Source organism: Roseibium sediminis (assembly GCF_008711325.1).
GTDB classification, from domain to species: domain Bacteria; phylum Pseudomonadota; class Alphaproteobacteria; order Rhizobiales; family Stappiaceae; genus Roseibium; species Roseibium sediminis.
The window spans coordinates 51,344-71,590 of the sequence record NZ_VXDB01000015.1; the positions used below are offsets into that span (position 1 = coordinate 51,344).

The following is a 20,247-nucleotide window of genomic DNA, read 5'->3' on the forward strand; positions in this document are numbered from 1 at the left end:
GCCTGATTCATCGCAGTGTCAAGCGTTTGTTAAGCCTAACCACAGTAAGGTCTTTTTCACGGGAAATCTGAGGGAGATAGCAGGCAAATGACCATGCGATTCCATTGACCGTCCATGATTTCCCATGATATCCCATAAATGCCCAGATGGTGTGGTGAGATCCCATGCCTGTCCAGGGCGGGCGGCGTACCAAATCAGCCCTAGCCGGTTTGCCCGGCAGCTATCCAGGTATGAATTTTTGGGGTGAAGAGCGGGGTGGCTCGCTTGAAGGGGACAAATGGCCGGCTTCGTGTCGCATTTTACCAACCGGCTGGACGCCAAGGGTCGCGTGTCGATCCCGGCGCCATTCCGTTCGGTATTGGCGAAGGACGGCTTTGAAGGACTTTATGTCATTGCCTCGTCGCACTGCGCGGCGATTGATGCGGGCGGAAATGCTTTGTTGAACGAAATTCAGACCCGCCTCGATGCGTTCTCCAAATTGTCTCCGGACCATGATGCGCTGGCCATGGCCCTGTTCGGTGCCAGCGAAACCCCGAAAATCGACAGCGATGGCCGAATGGTCATCTCGGACATGATCCGCGAACATACCGGCCTGACCGATCAGGTCACCTTTGCCGGCATGGGATACAAGTTTCAGATTTGGGAACCTGCAAAGTTCCGCGAGCACAGCGCAGAGGTCAGAAAGCGCGCGCTCGCCATGTTGTCGGGGCAAGTGCCTCCGACACAAATGCCGGGAGGACCGGCATGATGGCACAAGGCACAAGCTCTGTTGAACTTGGCGCCGGCGGACCAGAACGCCATGTGCCGGTCCTTCTCGACGCTGTTCTCGATCACCTTGCGCCTGCAGATGGCGAGGTGATCATCGATGGCACATTCGGTGCGGGTGGCTATAGCCGGGCCATTCTGGATCGTGGTGCGTCTGTCATTGGGATCGACCGTGATCCCGATGCGATTGCCGGTGGCCAGGCGCTGGTCGCCGAGGCGGGCGGACGTCTGACGCTCGTGCCGGGTCAGTTTGCGGATCTGGAAGATCATGCCCGGTCGCTCGGTCACGAAGCGGTCGACGGCGTTGTTCTCGATCTTGGCGTTTCCTCCATGCAGCTCGACGAGGCAGATCGCGGATTTTCCTTCATGCGCGACGGGCCGCTCGACATGCGGATGGAACAGGCCGGGCCGTCAGCAGCTGATGTTGTCAATGATCTGCCGGTGCGTGATCTCATTCGTATCATCGGCGTGCTTGGCGAAGAAAAGCGGGCGACCTCGGTGGCCCATGCGATCGACAATGCACGCAAGGAAAAGGCGTTCTCCCGGACCGGGGAGCTGGCTTCCCTGATCGAACGGGTGCTTGGCCGCAATCCGAAAAAGGCACAGATCCACCCGGCGACGCGGACTTTTCAGGCGCTGCGGATTTATGTGAACGGCGAGCTTCATCAGGCGGCCAAGGCGCTTTCTGCTGCTGAAAACATTCTGAAGCCCGGCGGGCGTCTTGTGGTTGTCAGCTTCCATTCGCTGGAGGATCGCATTGTGAAGCGGTTCCTCGCGGACCGGTGCAAGACCCATGCAGGCGGCTCCCGCCACATGCCGGAAGCGGATGTTGAACCGCCGACCTTCGAACTTCTGACACGCAAGGCCGTGGACGCTGCGGACGCCGAAACAGCTGCAAATCCACGGGCGCGCTCTGCAAAGCTTCGCGCCGGACGCCGGACAGACAATCCAGCACGGCAACTCGATATTCATGCGGCCGGTGTGCCGCGGCTGGCTGACTATAAAGGACTAGGGGGCTGACATGGTGCGCACGCTCAATGTTCTCTTCGTTCTTGCCGTCGTCATAGGCGCGGCGACTGTTTACGACATGAAGCTGGCCGCCAAGAAATCGGCCAATCGGGTTTCGCAGCTGCAGGCGGAAATCGAGTCCGAACGCAATGCCATTCGTCACCTGCGGGCGCGCTGGAGCGAACTGAATCAGCCGGACCGACTGCAGGATCTCGTTGAGCGATACAACGGTTATCTGGAGCTCGAGCCGATGGATGTGAAGCAGATTGTCGTTCCTGAAGACCTGCCTGCACGTCCCGTCTTGCTGGAACCGATCCGGTCTCCAGATCCCATGGGCGGCTATGCCGCCACTTCCACAGTGGTCCAGTGAGGGTGTCATGACTGTAATGGATGAACACACCTCCTTCCTGCAAATCCGGCGACCGGCACACAGCAGCCACGTGGTTGGCTCGGTTTCGTCAAGTCAGGTCAAATCCCGTGTCTTCCTGGCCATGGCAGCTTTTGCGGCTGTTTATGTGATGATGGGTGCGCGGCTGGTGCATCTGGCCCAGATGGATGAAGCGCCGTCTTCCGCCTGGATTTCCGCGCAGGATACGATTGCGGCTAGTCGTCCCGATCTTCTGGACCGCAATGGCGAGATCCTCGCTACAGACATCAAGACCGCATCCCTTTACGCGGAACCGCGCCGCATCATCGATATCGATGAAGCCTATGAGGGCATCACCGGCATTCTGCCCGAGCTGAATACGCCGATCATCCGTCGCCGTCTGGAAAGCAAGGCCGGGTTCGTCTGGCTGAAGCGGGAGCTGAGCCCTGCGCAGGCGGATGCCATCCATAATCTCGGCATTCCGGGCATCGGCTTCTTGTCCGAGAACCAGAGATTTTATCCCGGCGGCCCGACCGCAGGACATATTGTCGGCTCCGTGAACATTGACAATCAGGGCCTTGCCGGTGTCGAGAAATACGTCGACAGCCAATGGCTTGCCGATCTCCAGTCGATTGGTTTCACCGCTGGCAAGCCGATGGAGCCTGTCAGTCTTGCGGTTGATCTGCGCGTCCAGCATGTGGTGCGCGATGAGCTGTCCAAGGCGATGGAACGTTACCGGGCAATTGCTGCTGTCGGGATCGTGCTGGATGCAAAGACCGGCGAGGTCGTCGCTATGTCTTCGCTGCCGGATTATGATCCGAACGATCGTTCGCAGGCGCTGGAAAAAGACCGTCTGAACCGGGCAACCGGCGGTGTCTTCGAGATGGGGTCGGTCTTCAAGGCCTTCACCACGGCGATGGCGCTTGATTCCGGCCGGGTGTCTGTCAACGACAGCTTCGATGCGACGCGCCCGATCCGGGCTGCAGGGCGCACGATCTCCGACTTCCACGGCAAGAACCGCATTCTCTCGGTCCCTGAAATCTTCATCTACTCGTCCAACATCGGAACGGCAAAGATGATGCTGGCAACCGGCGTTGCCCAGCAGCAGGAGTTCATGGAACGGATCGGCCTGACCAAGCGTCTGGAAACCGAGCTGCCTGAAAATGCGACGCCGTTGCTGCCGCCGAAATGGAACGATCTGGCGGCGATGACCATTTCCTTCGGGCACGGGATCTCCGTAACGCCCATGCAGACCGCCGTTGCCGCTGCCGCTATGGTGAATGGTGGCAAGCTCATCCCGCCGACCTTCTTCCCGCGCAGCCAGGAAGAGGCAGACGGACTGGCAAAGCAGGTCATTTCGCCGAAGGTCAGTAAGGTGATGCGTTACCTGTTCCGCCTGAACGTCCTGTCTGGCTCGGGCAAACGCGCCGAAGTCTCTGGATATGTGGTTGGCGGCAAGACCGGCACGGCGGAAAAGATTGAAAATGGCCGCTATGTGAGCAACAAACGCCGCAATACGTTCCTGTCGGCCTTCCCGATGAATGATCCGCGTTATGTGGTTCTTGTTGTCATTGATGAGCCGAAGCCGGAGCGGGAAGGCATCGGCGCCACGGCAGGTTTGAATGCGGCTCCCACAGTCGGGGCAATCATTCGTCGCGCGGCACCAATGTTGGGCGTATTGCCACGCTTTGGTGAGGGAGAAGATACAATCGAAATATCCTATTAAGGTGGCAAAGGGATTCGACGGGGTCGCAGCCGGTATTCGGGTCCTTGAGCCTAGACGACGCACAAACCGAATGATCGGATGCCATGCACCTTTCACATCTTGCTGCCGGACTGACTGTCCCGGCTGGCGCCAATGATGTCAGCATTACCGGGCTGACTGCCGATAGCCGTGCCGTAGAGCCGGGTTTCCTTTTTGCCGCCCTGAAGGGCACTCATGTCGATGGGGCTGATTTTGCCGCCAAGGCCGTGGCGTCTGGCGCATCGGCCATCTTGTGTGCTCCCGAAAGTGTCGAGCGGCTTTCTTCCCAATTGCCCGCAGGTATTTCCATCCTGTCCAGCGAGGAGCCGCGCCGGGACTTTGCTCTCATGGCTGCGCGCTTCTATGGGCGTCAACCGGATATCATGGTCGCCGTGACCGGAACGGCGGGCAAGACATCGGTTGCCCATTTCGCGCGCCAGATCTTTCAGGCGGCAGGCCACGCCGCTGCAAGCCTTGGAACGCTTGGTACGGTAACCGCAGATGGCCAAAGCTATGGTGGCCTGACCACACCTGATCCCGTATCCCTTCACGCGGAACTTGCCCGTCTGTCTCGCAGTGGTGTTACCCATGCTGCGCTTGAGGCATCCAGCCATGGTCTGGATCAGCACCGTCTGGATGGCGTACGGATTGCGGCTGCAGGGTTCACTAACCTTGGCCGCGATCACATGGATTATCATCCAACGGTCGAGGACTATCTTCAGGCCAAGCTTCGTCTTTTCCAGAACTTGCTGCCCTCTGGATCACCGGTGGTGGTAGACCCGGCTGAGGCTTATGCCGATCGGGTGATCGAGGTCGCAAAAAGCCGTTCGCTGCCCGTCTATTCCGTTGGAGAGCAGGGGGCCGGGCTTCGCCTCAAGTCGCTGCGCGCCTCAGCCTCCGGTCAGGAGCTGGAACTTGAGGCGGATGGCGAAACGCATACTGTGACATTGCCGCTCATCGGCCGCTTTCAGGTCTCCAATGCACTGATTGCCGCCGGCCTTTGCATTTGTGCCGGAGTAGAAGCTGAAACGGCGATCCGTGCGCTTGAACGTCTGAAGGGCGCTCCGGGCCGCCTTGAATTCATCGGTCGCTCCAAATCCGGCGGGGCTGTCTATGTTGACTACGCCCACAAGCCGGAAGCTCTCGACAATGCGCTTGCAGCCCTTCGCCCCTTTGCGACCGGAAAGCTGTCCGTGGTCATCGGGGCCGGTGGCGACCGGGATCCGGGCAAACGGGAAATCATGGGGCGGGTCTCCGCAGAGCGCGCGGATCTGGTGATCGTGACCGATGACAATCCGCGAACGGAAGACCCGGCAACCATTCGCAAGGCGGTGTTGCGCGGGGCGCCCGATGCGCTGGAAATTGGTGATCGACTTGAGGCCATTCGCGAAGGGGTTCGGCGGCTGAAGTCCGGGGATATTCTGTGCGTTGCCGGGAAAGGTCACGAAACCGGCCAGATTGTAGGCAAGACCGTTCTTCCATTTTCGGATCACGAAGCCGTGGCCGAAGCACTTTCATTGGGGGATGCGGAATGAGCGCACCATTGTGGACCCGAGAGGATTTTGTCGCGGGCGCTGGTGGCACGCCAAGGGGTGACCTTGGTGCGGAAATCACGGGAATTTCGATCGATACGCGGACGATCACCGAAGGGGAAACCTTCTTTGCCATCAAGGGAGATCGGTTCGACGGACATGATTTCGTCGGCATGGCTCTTGAGAAGGGCGCGTCTGTCGCGGTCATTTCCGTCGATAAATATGACGGATTGCCAAAGGGCGGTCGCTATCTGGTTGTCGATGATCCGTTGAAGGCGATGGAACGTCTGGCCGTTGCGTCGCGGGCGCGCAGCAATGCGCGGATTGTCGCCGTCACCGGCTCCGTGGGCAAGACGGGCACGAAAGAAGCTCTACGGCTGACACTTGGCGCTTCGGGAAAAGTGCATGCCTCGGTCGCATCGTTCAACAACCACTGGGGCGTTCCGCTGACGCTCGCGCGCATGCCAGCAGACGTTGACTACGGCGTTTTTGAAATCGGCATGAGCGCACCGAACGAAATCACACCGCTGGTCAAGATGGTCCGCCCTCATGTTGCGATCATCACCACGGTTCAGGCCGTGCATCTGGAATTCTTTGAATCCGTTGAGCACATAGCCAAGGCCAAGGCGGAAATCTTCAAGGGGCTGGAACCTGGCGGTGTTGCCATCCTCAACCGGGACAACAATCAGTTCGATCTTTTAATGTTCCTCGCGAAGGCCGAGAACATCAACGAGATCAGGACGTTCGGCGAAACGCAGAACGCAGATTCCTTTACCGAATCCATTCGTCCGCAAGCGGGTAGCTCAGCCGTTCGGGCCCGTATTCTGGGCGAGGAAATTTCCTACACGATCGGTGCTGGCGGCAGGCATCATGTGCAGAACAGCCTTGCGGTTCTGACAGCCGTTGTTGAACTGGGCGCCAGCCTGTCCCAGGCTGGGAAGGCTCTGGCGACCATGCATGCACCCAAAGGGCGCGGGGAGATCACGGTCCTGCATCTGGGCGAGGGAACGGCAGAACTTCTCGACGAGAGCTACAACGCAAATCCGGCTTCCATGCGGGCAGCGCTTTCCGTTCTGGGCGAAGCGCAAGTTGTTCCGCCCGGACGCCGGATCGCCGTGCTGGGGGACATGCGGGAGCTGGGCGAGGATTCCGATCGGCTACACGCAGAGCTTGCCGATCCGCTGCTTGCTTCAAATGCGGATGCGGTTTTCTGTGCCGGGCCGCATATGCGCAAGCTCTGGGAGAGGGTTCCGCAACGGCTTCGGGTGATGTATGCGGAGCAGGCGGCTGATCTGGAGGATCGGTTGCTCCAGGAAGTCAAGCCGGGTGACGTGATCATGATCAAGGGTTCCCTTGGAACCAAAATGGGTCCGCTGGTTGACGCTTTGAAAACGCAATACCCACCGAAAGATGACAGCGCGGCGGGTTGAGGACGGACGATGTTTTATTATCTTGGCGAATTCGCCAACCAAGTTTCGGCCCTGAACGTATTCCGGTACATCACGTTCCGGACAGGCGCCTCGATCATGACAGCGCTCATCTTTGTGTTTCTGTTTGGCCCGAAGATCATTTCCAGCCTGCGCGTGCGTCAGGGCCATGGCCAGCCGATCCGCGAAGATGGTCCCCAGGGTCACCTTCTGACAAAGAAGGGCACACCCACAATGGGCGGGTTGATGATCCTGTCCGGGGCGCTCGTCGCAGCGCTCCTGTGGGCCGATCTCAGCAACCCGTATGTCTGGGTGGTGATCGGGGTCACGCTCGGCTTTGGTCTGATCGGGTTCTATGACGACTACCTGAAGGTGACGAAGGCATCGCACAAAGGCTTCGGCAGCAAGGCCCGCCTTGGTCTTGAGTTCCTGATTGCCGGCCTGGCCGCTTATGCAGTGACTGTTCTTGACAATGCACCGTTCTCGACGTCCATCGCCTTTCCGTTTCTCAAGGATCTGACGCTCAATCTCGGACTGTTCTTCATTCCTTTTGCAGCCTTCGTGATGGTTGGTGCCGGGAATGCGGTGAACCTGACCGATGGCCTCGATGGTCTGGCTATTGTCCCGGTGATGATCGCCTGTGCTTCCTTCGGCCTGATTGCCTATTTGTCCGGTAACGCCGTCTTTGCCGAATATCTTCAGATCCACCATGTGCCGGGAACCGGCGAACTGGCCGTCATCGCCGGTGCTGTTATGGGGGCAGGTCTCGGATTTCTCTGGTTCAACGCTCCTCCGGCCGCAATTTTCATGGGGGACACCGGTTCTCTTGCCCTTGGTGGCATGATCGGAGCGATTGCGGTTGCTACCAAGCACGAGATTGTTCTGGCCATCATTGGCGGTCTGTTCGTGCTCGAAGCGGTGTCTGTGATCGTGCAGGTCCTGTCGTTCAAGCTCACCGGCAAGCGTGTTTTCCGCATGGCGCCGATCCATCACCATTTCGAGTATCATGGCTGGACGGAATCCCAGATCGTGATCCGGTTCTGGATCATTGCCGTGGTTCTGGCGCTTGTTGGCCTTGCCACCTTGAAGCTGAGGTAACCGCATGATCCCGATCACCTCATTTGCCGGGAAACACGTTGCCCTTTTCGGCCTCGGGGCGTCCGGTCTTTCGACCGCAAAGGCGCTTGTCGACGGAGGATGTCAGGTCACTTGCTGGGATGATGCATTGGCGCGCGTGGTTGCTGCCAAGACCAAGAAGCTTGAGGTCGAAGACCTGAACACAGCTGACTGGTCGCGCTTTGATGCACTGATATTGGCTCCCGGCGTGCCGTTGACGCATCCCGTGCCGCACTGGACCGTGGACAAGGCCCGCGACGCAGGCATCGAGGTGATCGGCGATGTGGAGCTGTTCTTTCGTGAACGGCGGAAGGTCTGCCCGGATGCGCCTGTCATTGCCATCACGGGAACCAATGGCAAGTCCACCACAACAGCGCTGATTGCCCATCTCTTGAAAGCTGCTGGCAAGGACACCCAGATGGGCGGCAATATCGGAACGCCCTTGCTGGAGCTGGAGCCGTTTCATTCCGAACGCCATTACGTCATTGAGTGTTCGTCCTATCAGATAGATCTGGCGCCGACCCTCGATCCCACCATCGGCATCCACATGAACCTGTCGCCGGATCATCTCGACCGGCATGGCACGATGGACCACTATGCTGCGATCAAGGAACGGCTGGTCGCGGGTGCAAAGATTGCCATCGTCGGGGTTGATGACCGCATGTCGACGATGATTGTCGACCGTCTTGAGCTGGCCAGAAAGCCTGTCTGCAGGATTTCCGGTGCGTTCGAAATTCCCGACGGGGTCTATGCCCATAACGGCAAACTCTATGAGGCCTATGACGGGACGCAGAAGCAGGTCGCTGTCCTGACCGGGATCGACAGTTTGCGCGGTGATCACAACGGCCAGAATGCGGCTGCTGCTTTTGCAGCCCTGACGGTTCTCAACATAGACCGGGACAAGGTCGTGGAAGGGCTGAAATCCTTCCCCGGCCTGCATCACCGCATGGAAGTGGTCGGTCGGTCCGGTCGCATTCTTTTCGTCAATGATTCAAAGGCGACCAATGCGGATGCGGCTGCTCGTGCGCTTGCAAGTTTCGACCGAATCTACTGGATCGCCGGTGGCAAGCCCAAGGAGGGCGGGATCGCCTCTCTCGATCAATACTGGCCGCGGATCGCGAAAGCCTATCTGATCGGCGAAGCGGCAGAACAATTCGGCCAGACGCTGAAAGGTCATGTTGTCTATACAATGTCCGGCACAATGGACAAGGCAGTGGCGCAGGCAACCTCTGATGCGCGCGCCGATGCTGCAAACGAGATTGCTGTTCTGTTGTCGCCTGCATGTGCGTCATTTGACCAGTATGGGAACTTCGAGCTTCGGGGTGCGGCGTTTGCCGAAGCTGTTCGAAAACTGTTGAACGGGAACGAGGGGCAGGAGGTCGCCTGATGGTCAGCCGCGCCGATCGCAGCCGCTTTGCTGAATGGTTCTGGACAGTCGACCACTATTTGCTGGCGGCCTTCGGAATCCTTCTCATGAGCGGCGTGGTCTTTTCCTTTGCGGCAAGCCCCCCCGTGGCGGAACGGATCGGCCTGGAGCCGTTCTATTTCGTCAAGCGACAGGCGCTGTTCCTGATCCCGTCCATCATCATCATCATTGGAGCCTCGCTCCTCTCGCCGCGGCTGATCCGCCGCGCCGCACTGGTCACCTTCATTGTTGCCATCGTGTTGCTTGTTGCGACGCTGTTCTTCGGTTTTGAAACGAAGGGTGCGCGGCGCTGGATCTATATCGCCGGCTTCTCGGTTCAGCCGTCGGAGTTCCTCAAGCCAGCCTTCATCATTCTGGTGGCCTTCCTTCTGTCCGAAAGCGGGCGCAGGCGGGAAGTTCCCGGCGTTCTCTTCGCTTTTCTGCTGTTTGCCATCTGTGCCGCGCTTTTGATTGCCCAGCCCGACTTCGGGCAGACGATGCTGCTCGGGACGACCTGGGCGGCGCTGTTCTTCCTCAACGGGATTTCGTGGGTGCTGATCATAGCGCTTGGTCTTGTCGGCGTGTTGGGGCTTGTTGCCGCCTATGTCTTCCTTCCGCACGTGACAGAGCGCGTCGACCGGTTCCTTGATCCGCACTCCGGCGACACGTTTCAGGTCGATACCGCAATGGACGCGTTTCTGGCCGGAGGCTGGTTCGGACGAGGGCCGGGCGAAGGGACTGTGAAACGTATCCTTCCAGATAGCCATGCTGACTTCGTCTTCGCGGTGATCGGAGAAGAATTCGGCGCCATTGCCTGCATCCTGTTGCTCTGTGTCTTTGCCTTCATCGTCGTGCGCGGTCTTCGCCATGCCAGTCGGGAGCAGGATGCCTTTGCGCGGCTGGCCACGGCAGGTCTCACGGTTCTGTTCGGCCTTCAGGCCTCGATCAATCTGGCCGTGAACCTCAACCTCATTCCGCCCAAGGGCATGACGCTTCCTTTCGTCTCCTATGGCGGAACGTCCATCATCTCGACGGCCATGCTGGCCGGGGCCTTGCTTGCCCTGACCCGATCCAGGCCGCGTCCCACCCGAAGCGAAGTCGTAACGGTTTCCCGTCTGTCTCCATCCAGTCTCATGTGAGGACCCCAGTCCCCCGATGACAAAACACATTCTACTCACAGCGGGCGGGACCGGTGGTCACCTGTTTCCCGCACAGGCTCTGGCAAGCGAGCTTGGGCGCCGTGGTCATGTGGTTGAACTTGCCACCGACGAGCGGGCGGACAAATACGGATCCGAGTTTCCCGCTCGCAAGACGCACATTATTGAATCTGCCACAGTGCGTGGCCGCTCTCCGGTCGCCCTATTGAAAACCGCTGTCAGCCTGGTGAAAGGAACCCTGCAGGCACGCGCAGTGATCAAGGCCTTCAAGCCCGATATCGTTGTCGGATTTGGTGGGTATCCGACGTTTCCGCCGATGTTTGCTGCCCGCATGACCGGCACACCGTCCATTCTGCATGAGGCGAATGGTGTGATGGGGCGGGCCAACAAGATGCTGGCAAAAGGCGCAACAGCCATTGCAACAAGCATCCCGCTGAGCAATTCCGATCCCGCCTTTTCTGCCAAGATCACCGAAACCGGCAACCCGGTTCGTGATGCGGTCATTGAAGCGTCCGGCAAAGCTTACATTTCGCCGCAAGATGGCGGACCGATCCACCTGCTAGTCTTCGGCGGATCACAAGGCGCACGCTTTTTCTCCGATCTTCTGCCGCAAGCCATTGCGCTTCTGCCAGAAGATGTTCGTTCGCGGTTTCAAATTGTTCAGCAGTGCCGTCCGGAAGATCTGGATCGGGTGAGCGCGGCCTACAAGGCCATGGGGCTGGACGCTGACCTCGCGGCCTTTTTCACGGATATGCCGGCGCGCATTGCGGCGTCGCACCTTGTCATTTGCCGATCCGGTGCAGGCACGGTGAGCGAACTGGCCGTTCTCGGACGACCGTCCATCCTCGTGCCGCTTCCCGGATCGCTGGATCAGGATCAGGCGGCAAATGCGAAGCTTCTTGAGAATGTTGGCGCCGGGTGGCCCATCCGTCAGTCAGACCTGACGGCGGAGAGATTGGCACAGGAACTTTCCAGATTCGCGGCGGAGCCGGGTCTTTTGGCGCGGGCCGCGCAAAACGCACTATCAGTCGGAAAACCCGACGCAGTCAAAAGATTGGCGGACTTGGTCGAGACAGTCGCTACCAACGCCAAGGGAAATAAGGGAGACGGCGCATGAAGATGCCGCAGGATATCGGGCCGGTTCATTTTGTCGGGATCGGCGGGATTGGCATGAGCGGCATCGCCGAGGTGCTGAAGACCCTCGGCTATGAGGTTCAGGGGTCCGACATGTCGGAGAATGCCAACGTGCAGCGTCTGCGCGACAATGGCATCTCCGTCACGGTTGGCCATGCTGCCGAAAATCTTGGAAATGCCGAGGTCGTGGTCGTTTCTTCTGCCATCAAGAAGGACAATCCGGAACTCGTTGCTGCCCGTGAAAAGCTGATCCCGGTCGTGCGCCGGGCGGAAATGCTCGCCGAACTGATGCGCTTCAAGCAAGCGGTCGCAATCGGCGGCACGCATGGCAAGACCACGACGACTTCCATGGTGGCTGCGCTGCTGGATGCGGGCGGTCTTGATCCGACGGTCATCAACGGCGGTATCATCAACGCTTATGGCACCAATGCCCGAATGGGGGCAGGTGAATGGATGGTCGTCGAGGCAGACGAGAGCGATGGAACGTTCGTGAAGCTGCCAGCCGACATTGCTATCGTTACCAACATCGATCCCGAGCATCTGGATCATTATGGCAACTTCGACGGCGTGAAGGCCGCGTTCCGGCAGTTTGTCGAGAACGTACCGTTCTACGGCTTTGCCGTGATGTGCCTTGATCATCCTGAAGTGCAGACGATGGTCGGCACGATCATCGACCGCCGCATCGTGACCTATGGCGCAAACCCGCAGGCGGATGTGCGCTTCTCGAATGTTACCATGGATGGTGGCAAGTCAGCCTTCACCGTGACCATCCGTGATCGCCGGTCAGGCTCGGAAACAGTGCTCGACAATCTGGTCCTGCCGATGCCCGGTCTCCACAATGTGTCCAACGTGACGGCGGCGATTGCGGTTGCCACCCAGCTTGGTGTTGCTCCGGACGCCATCCGGGCCGGTATTTCCGGCTTTGGTGGTGTGAAGCGTCGCTTCACCCATACGGGCAGCGTTGACGGGGTTCACGTCTATGACGACTACGGCCACCATCCGGTCGAGATCAAGGCGGTACTCCATGCGGCTCGCCAGTCCACAAAGGGCAAGGTCATCGCAATCGTACAGCCACACAGATATACACGCCTGCAAAGCTTGTTCGATGACTTTTCCAGCTGCTTCAACGATGCGGACAACGTGATTGTTGCACCCGTTTATGCTGCGGGCGAACAGCCGATCGAAGGGGCTTCCCATCAGGATCTGGCATCCGGCCTCAAGACCCGTGGTCACAGGTCCGTTCAGACGATCGAAGACCCGAGCGAACTGGCCGGGATCGTGTCGGCGCTGGCGGAGTCGGAAGACTTCGTGATTTGCCTTGGCGCTGGAAGCATTACCCAGTGGGCCTATGCCCTTCCCAAGCAACTTGAAGAGCTGAAAGGGGGCGGGAAGTGAGTTTTCCGGACCTTCTGGAACAGCATCCGGAGCTTGCCGAGGGAACACGCGGCAAGCTGACATCAAACCAGTCGCTCGCCAGCATCACCTGGTTTCGGACCGGAGGCCGTGCACAGCTCCTGTTCCAGCCGGCTGACGAAGAGGATCTCGCCCAGTTTCTTGCCAAGTTGCCGGAAGATGTTCCGGTGCTGCCTGTGGGGCTTGGTTCCAACCTTCTGATCCGCGATGGCGGCCTTGAGGGCGTTGTTATCCGCCTGAGCGCCAAGGGGTTCGGAGGGATAGAGACCCTTGCTGGCAATCGCCTCAAGGCAGGCGCAGCCGTTCCGGACAAGCGTCTGGCAGAAGCTGCGGCCCAGGCGGGTCTTGGTGGATTTGCGTTCTATTTCGGTATTCCCGGTGCGCTCGGTGGGGCCCTGCGGATGAATGCCGGGGCCCATGGTACGGAGACTTGCGAACGGCTGGTCGAGCTGACTGCGATTGACCGCCAGGGGCGTCGTCATGTGCTCTCCAATGCCGACATGAAATACGCCTATCGGCATTCGGGAGCGCCGAAAGACCTGATCTTTACCAGTGCCGTTCTTGAGGGTGTACCGTCTGACGAGGCAACAATTCGCAGGGAAATGGCTGAAGTTCAGGACCATCGTGAAAAGGCGCAGCCTATTCGGGAAAAAACCGGAGGGTCGACCTTCAAGAACCCGCCGGGCAATTCCGCGTGGAAGGTGGTTGATGCTGCCGGCTGCCGTGGCCTGACCATCGGTGGTGCCCAAATGTCTGAAATGCATTGCAATTTCATGATCAATACAGGCACGGCGACGGGTCATGATCTGGAATTGCTCGGTGAAACCGTTCGGGCACGCGCGCTGGCTGACAGCGGCGTTCGCCTTGAGTGGGAAATCAAGCGGCTGGGGCAGTTCGGTCCTGAAGGACCCATCCAGCCATTTCTGGGACAAGCCGGGGAGACCGCCTGATGACAAAGCAGAAACATGTCGCTGTCCTGATGGGCGGATGGGTGAATGAACGCCCCGTGAGCCTGTCCAGTGGGGAAGGGTGTGCCAAGGCGCTCGAGAAGGGCGGGTACAAGGTGACCCGGGTCGATGTAGGCCGCAATATTGCAGCTGTTCTGGCGGATTTGCGCCCCGATGTGGCGTTTAACGCCCTGCATGGCCCCTTCGGCGAAGACGGCTGCATTCAGGGTATTCTTGAGGTTCTGGAGATCCCTTACACCCATTCCGGTGTGATGGCGTCGGCACTTGCCATGAACAAGGTGAAGGCCAAGGCGGTGATGGCAGCGGCCGGAGTTCCGGTTACCGAACACTTAATTGTTAACCGGCATCAGGTCGGCCGTGAGCACCCCATGAAACCGCCCTATGTGATCAAGCCGATCAACGAGGGATCGAGTTTCGGGGTTCTGATCGTCAAGGAGGATCAGGAGTATCCGCCGCAGGAACTGACTCGCCCCGATTGGCCCTATCCTGATGAATTAATGTGCGAAAAATTCATTTCGGGTCGCGAATTGACCTGTGGTGTCATGGGTGACAGGGCCCTTGGTGTTATTGAGGTGGTGCCAACGGGCCACAGCTTCTACGATTTTGATGCAAAATATGCGGAAGGTGGTTCAAAACACATTCTTCCTGCAAAAACTTCACCCTTTGTTTACCAAGAAATACAGAAACTGTCCGTTAAGGCGCATCAGGCTCTGGGATGCCGTGGTGTCTCACGGGCCGACTTCCGATTTGATGAGAAGGAAGACGGTACCGGAACCCTGATCTGCCTTGAAGTGAATACACAACCCGGCATGACGCCAACCTCCCTCGTGCCCGAAATGGCCGAACATGAAGGGATGAGTTACGTCGACCTGGTCAGTTGGATGGTTGAGGAAGCGAGTTGCTGTCGTTAAGGCGCAAATCTGATTGGGGATACCTGACCCCGCTGGAAGCCGAACTGGCTCCGCGGGGGCGTGGCGTCTCACGTCTCAAGCGTCAACCCCTCTGGCGGGCGGTTGGGCGCCTGAGTGAGCTGCCCCGGTGGACCGGGTCTGCAGCCGCACTCGGTTTCCTGACGCTGACCGTCACCTACGGCATCATTCTCGGCGGCCACGGTCGTCTCGTCGCTGACAGCCTGCTCAGCTCCTCCGGTCTCGGGATCGAGAGTGTGAAGCTGTCCGGCCAGCTGGAAACCAACGAATTCCAGATCCTTGAGGCTCTGGAAATCGAGGAAGGATCGTCTCTGGTTCTCTTCGATGTCGAGGAAGCGCGCCAGCGTCTGTCGAAGATCGCCTGGGTCAAGAATGCATCGGTGATGAAACTCTATCCGAGCACCTTGCAGGTGACCATCCAGGAACGCGAGCCCTTCGTTCTGTGGCAGCGGGGCGAGACGGTGTCCATCGTCAATCGTGAAGGTGATGTGATCACCGACGATGTCGACGGCCGCTATGCAAATCTTCTTCTTGTCATGAACCATGGTGCCAACCGCCGGGCCAGTGAAATCCTGGATGCGCTGAACATGGTTCCCGAACTTCGTCCCCGCGTTCGCGCGGCCATTCTGGTCAGCGACCGGCGTTGGGATCTTATGCTTGAAAATGGAATTTCAATTCGATTGCCGGAAGAGAACTACAGTCGGGCCCTGGCAGATCTGGTCGACATGGATGCGGAAAACGGCCTGTTAAGCCGCGATATCGTTGCCGTCGACATGCGTTTGCCTGACCGTGTGGTTGTGCGTCTGTCCGACGATGCGGCCAAACGGCGCAAGGAACTCACAGATACCGATGGCCGTCTGGTCAAGATGCGGAGGGATACATGACAACGCCCCGTTCCGCACTTTACCTGCCGAAGATGCGCCCGCTGCCGACACGCCGTGCAGTGGTTCTTTCGGTTCTGGATATCGGCTCGACCAAGGTTTGCTGCCTGATCGCCAAATTGACCCCGCGCGAAGAGACGGGCGTCATGGTTGGCCGCACGCATTCGATCGAGGTTCTGGGCTACGGTTATCAGCGCTCTCGCGGCATAAAGTCCGGTGTCGTTGTCGACATGGATTCCGCCGAACAGGCCGTGCGCCTTGCCGTGGATGCGGCAGAGCGGATGGCGGGCGTTACCGTTGAATCCCTGATCGCCAATGTCAGCTGCGGTCGGCTGCAGAGCGAGATTTTCAGCGCAACCGTGCCGCTTGCTGGTGAAAGCGTCACCGAAGGCGATATTCAGCGCGTGTTGTCTGCAGGCTCCACCCATTCGGTCACCGAAGGCCGGACGGTTTCGCACGCCCTGCCGATTTCCTATTCGCTCGACGGGAACCGCGGTATCCGCGATCCGCGCGGCATGATGGGCATGAAGCTTGGCGTCGACATGCAGGTGGTGACCAACGAGGTTCCGCCGGTGCGTAATCTCGAGCTTTGCATCAATCGGGGCCATCTGCGGGTGGAAACGCTTGTTGCCACACCATTCGCCAGCGGCCTTTCCACTCTGGTGGATGACGAAGCCGAGCTTGGCGTTGCGTGCATCGATATGGGCGGTGGCACGACCACGCTTTCCGTTTTCGTGGATGGCCGCATGGTTCATCTCGATGCGATCGCCGTCGGCGGCCAGCACATCACGACCGATATTGCTCGTGCCTTTGCAACACGTGTGCAGGACGCAGAGCGTTTGAAGACCCTGCATGGGTCGCCGCTGTCGAGCTCCTCCGATGATCGGGACATGTTGACTGTCCCGCCGCTGGAGAGTGACAGCGAATTGCCAAACCAGATCCCGCGATCCGCGCTGACGCGCGTCATTCGTCCGCGGGTGGAAGAAATTCTCGAACTCGTTCGGGATCGTTTGACGGCTTCCGGCTTTGCCGGAAAAGTCGGCAAGCAGATCGTGCTGACAGGCGGGGCAAGTCAGCTGACGGGTTTGAGTGAAGTAGCGCGCCGCGTACTTGGGCGCAATGTCCGCCTTGGCCGGCCTTTGGGCGTCGCCGGTCTTCCCGAGGCTGCAAAAGGTCCGGCGTTTGCCGCGGCCGTCGGCCTCCTGATCTATCCGCAAGTCGCGCAGATCGAGCAGTTCGAACACAAGAACCGCAGATCATCGTGGGGCGGACAATCTGGCTATCTGGCTCGTGTGGGTCAGTGGCTCAGGGAAAGCTTCTGACGATCATGAGCCAAGAGCAGGACATGCCGGTACCGGCAGACAATATTGGGGAAGAACAGGGTGCCCAGAAACAGGGCGCTGAAGTGGGTCGCGAGGATAACATGACCATCAACCTGAAGATGCCTGACATCCAGGAGCTGAAGCCGCGCATCACGGTCTTCGGTGTGGGTGGCGCAGGCGGTAACGCTGTCAACAACATGATCACTGCCGGGCTGCAGGGCTGCGACTTTGTCGTCGCAAACACCGACGCCCAGGCGCTTGCCATGAACCATTCCGAACGTCTCGTGCAAATGGGCGTTGCGGTGACCGAAGGTCTGGGCGCAGGGTCCCAGCCGGAAGTCGGTTGTGCAGCTGCCGAGGAAGTGATCGACGAAATCAACGATCATCTGTCCGGTTCGCACATGGTGTTCATCACCGCCGGCATGGGTGGTGGCACGGGCACAGGCGCTGCTCCGGTCATTGCTCGGGCTGCCCGCGAACAGGGTATACTGACGGTAGGTGTGGTTACCAAGCCGTTCCAGTTTGAAGGCGCACGCCGCATGCGCATTGCCGACTCCGGCATTGAAGAGCTGCAGCGCAACGTCGACACCCTTATCGTGATCCCGAACCAGAACCTGTTCCGGATCGCCAATGCACAGACCACCTTTGCCGATGCTTTCGCAATGGCTGACCAGGTGCTTTACTCCGGTGTTGCCTGCATCACCGACCTGATGGTCAAGGAAGGCCTCATCAACCTCGACTTTGCCGACGTGCGCTCTGTCATGCGCGGCATGGGCAAGGCCATGATGGGAACTGGCGAAGCCAGCGGTGAAAAGCGCGCCCAGCAGGCCGCAGAAGCCGCGATTGCCAATCCGCTGCTTGACGAATCCTCCATGAAGGGTGCCAAGGGCCTCCTCATCTCGATCACGGGCGGAAACGACCTGACCCTGTTCGAGGTTGACGAAGCTGCAACCCGTATCCGCGAGGAAGTCGACGCAGACGCCAACATCATCCTCGGCGCAACCTTCGATGAGAGCCTTGATGGCATCATCCGGGTTTCCGTGGTTGCAACCGGCATCGACAATGAAGCTCTGGCTCTGGCTCAGGCACAAGCTGCCAGTCTAGGCTCCTTCACACCTCCGTCGATCACGACGTCTGCTGCACCGGCCAAAGCTGCTGCAGCACCGCAGACCCAGTCTACTCCGGTGGCGACTGCCCGCTCCGAAGAAGCCGCAGCCAAGGCTGTTGCCTCCCTGGAGCGTGAACTCGCAATTCCCGAGCCCAAGGCTGTTGCGACCGCCTCTGACCCGGACGTTGAAATCAAGCGTGTTCAGCCGTCTGCAGGTTCCATGACAGCTCAGGCTCCGATGCTGGATATGGAAGAAGAGCCGGTTGCCCCGATGGCTGCCGAGATCCCGGTAAGCAAGCCTTACATCCCGCCGGCACCGGAAATGCATACGGCTGCTCCGCGCATGCCGCGTGTGGAAGACTTTCCGCCGATCGCCCAGCGGGAAATGATGGCAAAGCAGCCGACCGAAGCTCCGGTACAGCAGCACGTCGCTCCGCAAGCCCAATATGGCGGCTTCACTCATGAAGAGCATGATGAAGAGCGTCGCCCGATGGGTCTGCTCCGCCGTCTGGCCAGCGGCCTTGGCCGTCGTGAAGACATGGAAGACGACGATCATCATGCTGCTCCGATGGCGGCACCGGCTGCCGCTCCGCAGCCGCAGGTGAGAATGGACCAGGCTCCGGCCCCGCGTCCTGCCCGCCCGCAGATGCATGGTGCTGCCGGTCAGCTCGATTCTTCTGGCCGTGCGGCTCCCAAGCCGATGGTGCAGCCGGATGACGAGCAGCTGGAGATCCCGGCGTTCCTGCGGCGTCAGGCGAACTGATTCCCTGACGTTACCCCGCTTCCCCATGGAACGGTCTGAAACAAAAACGTTTCAGACCGTTTCGTCTTTTTAAAAATATCCTTATTTGTCATGGTCTTGCGCTAATCCACAGCGTTACAAAGCGTAATAAAGCTTTATTTCGCACTTTCGACGTGTGCGGTTATGGTCCCACCATCGCGATTGTTAACAGTCCGTTATGACAGTCGTAGCGGACCTGAAAGTTTATCGCGTATCGAAGAGGTTGGGGCTTAATGACGACTTATATTGACCGCCAGACAACACTCGCACAGCAAATCGTGCTTGAGGGCATCGGTGTTCATTCCGGAAAACCGGCGACGCTGACCCTTCTTCCGGCTGACGCGAATACCGGTGTTGTCTTTCAGCGGACTGATGATGAAGCCTCTTCCGAAGTTCCTGCCCTGTGGAACCGCGTCACCGCGACGGCGCTCTGCACCGTGCTTTCCGATCCTGCAAAGGATGGCGTTTCCACTGTTGAACACCTGATGGCGGCTCTTGCCGGTCTTGGTGTCGACAATGTGATCGCCGAACTTGATGGTCCGGAAATGCCGATCATGGACGGCAGCAGTGCTGCATTCGTGGAAGCGATCAAGCAGGCGGGTATCAAGCGCCTTGACCGTGGTCGCCGCTATATTCGCGTCAAGAAGACCGTTCGTGTCGACAACGGCTCTGCATGGTGCGAGCTGGTCCCGAATGACCGCACCTCCTATGACATTACCATCGATTTCGATACGCCGCTTATCGGTCGCCAGCGTTTCGCGGCAGACCTGACGCCGGACGTATTCTGCGAGGAACTCTGCCGCGCGCGGACGTTCGGCAATGTGAGCGATGTCGAGAAACTCTGGAAGATGGGCTTTGCGCTCGGGTCTTCCCTTGAGAACTCCGTCGCGATTTCCGAAGACAAGGTTCTGAACCCGGAAGGCACACGCTGGCCGGACGAATTCGCACGTCACAAGGCACTGGACGCTGTAGGTGATCTGGCCCTTGCAGGCCTGCCGATTCTTGGTCTGTATCGCTCTTACAAGGGCGGTCACAAGATGAACCATGCGATTCTCGAAAAACTGTTCTCCGACAGCTCTGCCTTCGAGATTGTGGAAGCTCCTGCCTACCGGGCTCACAGTCAGGCGACCCCTGGTCTTGCCGCTGCAGCCTTTGGTCCGGACGTATCCTGATTTCCTTCTTGCGTCCTT

17 protein-coding genes are annotated in these 20,247 nt (G+C 59.1%); all 17 read left to right on the plus strand.

Translation table 11 applies throughout. The features are described 5' to 3' along the window. The first annotated feature begins 277 nt into the window (after positions 1–277). The 17 genes from F0155_RS15475 (at position 278) to lpxC (ending at position 20,229) form a co-directional block, all read left to right on the plus strand. A complete protein-coding gene (locus F0155_RS15475; RefSeq protein ID WP_150525443.1) occupies positions 278–748 on the plus strand; it encodes a division/cell wall cluster transcriptional repressor MraZ in 471 nt (156 codons plus the stop codon). Further along, the gene (gene rsmH, locus F0155_RS15480; RefSeq protein ID WP_150525444.1) at positions 745–1,785 is read left to right on the plus strand and encodes a 16S rRNA (cytosine(1402)-N(4))-methyltransferase RsmH; all 1,041 of its coding nucleotides are present in this window, start codon (positions 745–747) and stop codon (positions 1,783–1,785) included. Before F0155_RS15475 ends, rsmH begins: the two co-directional genes overlap by 4 nt. A 1-nt stretch (position 1,786) precedes the next feature. After that, a complete protein-coding gene (ftsL, locus tag F0155_RS15485; RefSeq protein WP_150525445.1) occupies positions 1,787–2,143 on the plus strand; it encodes a cell division protein FtsL in 357 nt (118 codons plus the stop codon). Between the two features lie 7 nt (positions 2,144–2,150). Continuing rightward, a complete protein-coding gene (locus F0155_RS15490) occupies positions 2,151–3,866 on the plus strand; it encodes a peptidoglycan D,D-transpeptidase FtsI family protein (RefSeq protein ID WP_150525446.1) in 1,716 nt (571 codons plus the stop codon). Between the two features lie 83 nt (positions 3,867–3,949). Beyond that, positions 3,950–5,419, plus strand: a complete 1,470-nt coding sequence (locus F0155_RS15495) for a UDP-N-acetylmuramoyl-L-alanyl-D-glutamate--2,6-diaminopimelate ligase (RefSeq protein ID WP_150525447.1) — start codon at positions 3,950–3,952, stop codon at positions 5,417–5,419. Continuing rightward, the gene (locus F0155_RS15500; protein WP_150525448.1) at positions 5,416–6,846 is read left to right on the plus strand and encodes a UDP-N-acetylmuramoylalanyl-D-glutamyl-2,6-diaminopimelate--D-alanyl-D-alanine ligase; all 1,431 of its coding nucleotides are present in this window, start codon (positions 5,416–5,418) and stop codon (positions 6,844–6,846) included. The genes F0155_RS15495 and F0155_RS15500 overlap by 4 nt, the downstream gene beginning before the upstream one ends. 9 nt (positions 6,847–6,855) lie before the next feature. After that, positions 6,856–7,941 (plus strand): phospho-N-acetylmuramoyl-pentapeptide-transferase, encoded by a 1,086-nt coding sequence (gene mraY, locus F0155_RS15505; RefSeq protein ID WP_150525449.1) that lies wholly within the window; start codon positions 6,856–6,858, stop codon positions 7,939–7,941. Between the two features lie 4 nt (positions 7,942–7,945). Beyond that, positions 7,946–9,346, plus strand: coding sequence for a UDP-N-acetylmuramoyl-L-alanine--D-glutamate ligase (gene murD, locus F0155_RS15510; protein ID WP_150525450.1), 1,401 nt, complete (start codon positions 7,946–7,948; stop codon positions 9,344–9,346). After that, a complete protein-coding gene (ftsW, locus tag F0155_RS15515) occupies positions 9,346–10,503 on the plus strand; it encodes a putative lipid II flippase FtsW (protein ID WP_150525451.1) in 1,158 nt (385 codons plus the stop codon). Before murD ends, ftsW begins: the two co-directional genes overlap by 1 nt. A 16-nt stretch (positions 10,504–10,519) precedes the next feature. Continuing rightward, positions 10,520–11,638 (plus strand): undecaprenyldiphospho-muramoylpentapeptide beta-N-acetylglucosaminyltransferase, encoded by a 1,119-nt coding sequence (gene murG / locus F0155_RS15520; RefSeq protein ID WP_150525452.1) that lies wholly within the window; start codon positions 10,520–10,522, stop codon positions 11,636–11,638. Further along, positions 11,635–13,050 carry a UDP-N-acetylmuramate--L-alanine ligase gene (gene murC, locus F0155_RS15525; RefSeq protein WP_150525453.1) on the plus strand — a complete coding sequence of 472 codons (1,416 nt, stop codon included), beginning with the start codon at positions 11,635–11,637 and terminating at the stop codon, positions 13,048–13,050. Before murG ends, murC begins: the two co-directional genes overlap by 4 nt. Continuing rightward, positions 13,047–14,018: a UDP-N-acetylmuramate dehydrogenase gene (gene murB, locus F0155_RS15530; RefSeq protein WP_150525454.1), complete on the plus strand. Its 972-nt coding sequence runs from the start codon at positions 13,047–13,049 to the stop codon at positions 14,016–14,018. Before murC ends, murB begins: the two co-directional genes overlap by 4 nt. Further along, the gene (locus F0155_RS15535) at positions 14,018–14,947 is read left to right on the plus strand and encodes a D-alanine--D-alanine ligase (protein ID WP_150525455.1); all 930 of its coding nucleotides are present in this window, start codon (positions 14,018–14,020) and stop codon (positions 14,945–14,947) included. The genes murB and F0155_RS15535 overlap by 1 nt, the downstream gene beginning before the upstream one ends. After that, complete coding sequence (locus F0155_RS15540; protein WP_192913824.1) at positions 14,935–15,849, plus strand: cell division protein FtsQ/DivIB; 915 nt, start codon at positions 14,935–14,937, stop codon at positions 15,847–15,849. The genes F0155_RS15535 and F0155_RS15540 overlap by 13 nt, the downstream gene beginning before the upstream one ends. Then, positions 15,846–17,168: a cell division protein FtsA gene (ftsA, locus tag F0155_RS15545; RefSeq protein ID WP_150525456.1), complete on the plus strand. Its 1,323-nt coding sequence runs from the start codon at positions 15,846–15,848 to the stop codon at positions 17,166–17,168. Before F0155_RS15540 ends, ftsA begins: the two co-directional genes overlap by 4 nt. A gap of 101 nt (positions 17,169–17,269) precedes the next feature. After that, complete coding sequence (gene ftsZ, locus F0155_RS15550; RefSeq protein ID WP_150525519.1) at positions 17,270–19,039, plus strand: cell division protein FtsZ; 1,770 nt, start codon at positions 17,270–17,272, stop codon at positions 19,037–19,039. A 251-nt stretch (positions 19,040–19,290) separates the two neighbouring features. Continuing rightward, complete coding sequence (gene lpxC / locus F0155_RS15555) at positions 19,291–20,229, plus strand: UDP-3-O-acyl-N-acetylglucosamine deacetylase (protein WP_150525457.1); 939 nt, start codon at positions 19,291–19,293, stop codon at positions 20,227–20,229. Positions 20,230–20,247 lie beyond the last annotated feature (18 nt).